General features: G+C 37.2%; 1 protein-coding gene. It reads right to left on the bottom strand.

What is annotated here, in order from left to right:
- Nucleotides 1–179: 179 nt before the first annotated feature.
- Nucleotides 180–605, bottom strand: coding sequence for a hypothetical protein (locus FTE26_RS09105; protein ID WP_000217632.1), 426 nt, complete (start codon nucleotides 603–605; stop codon nucleotides 180–182).
- Between the last annotated feature and the right edge of the window lie 143 nt (nucleotides 606–748).

Raw genomic sequence — 748 nt, 5'->3', positions numbered from 1 at the left:
CTAAAAAGCCAGCAAGATAAAAAGTCAGTATTCACGACCACCAGCGTGTTTACTGTACTGCACCAAGTTTACGGGTACAAAAAACCCGCTCAGTGGCGGGTTGCTATCACAGCTATATATTTACTTATTATGCCGTTACTAACATTTATCTTCGACATATAATCGAAAACAAGGTTTGCTTAAAACTCTGCTTTCATTTTATCCGGGAATTTTTTATTTGCAGCATAATAACTACCAAGTACATAAGCGTTCATTTGCTGCTCTACATCAACCCGACATGCCGCACTAGAACAAGCTCCACTGATAAGCCCAAAAGAACTCCCTTTAGCAGAGAGATCAGCTTTGATTTCCTCTACAGTGTTTTTCCCCATAGCAACTACACACCCTGTCACAATATATCTAGCTTTCACATCATCCATGCTAAGGATAGTAGTTTTCGCAATTTTGCTGTATCCATCATTTTTATAAACATCCATGGCAAACGCACGGCAATCTGTATAATACGGACTTGCTTTAACTTGCGAATACTCAGGTAATTTCATACCTGCACAACCAACTAAACAAAAACCTATCGCTGCTATTAATACCTTTTTCATTACAGTCATAACCTAGAAGCATCATTGAAACTAATTTATTAAATAACCATCGAGTTTCTGGAATACAGACGTTAACCATCTCTCCAAAATCTAAAAGATAATAAGAAAAAATGTTTAACGCACCAATCCATTTCATAGTTTCATGAGACATC

Origin of the sequence: Escherichia sp. S10b, assembly GCF_028421345.1 — a bacterium.
In the GTDB taxonomy this organism is placed as follows: Bacteria; Pseudomonadota; Gammaproteobacteria; order Enterobacterales; family Enterobacteriaceae; genus ECMA0423.
Note: the sequence above shows the minus strand (reverse complement) of the source record. Positions and strands in the feature narration are given on the sequence as shown.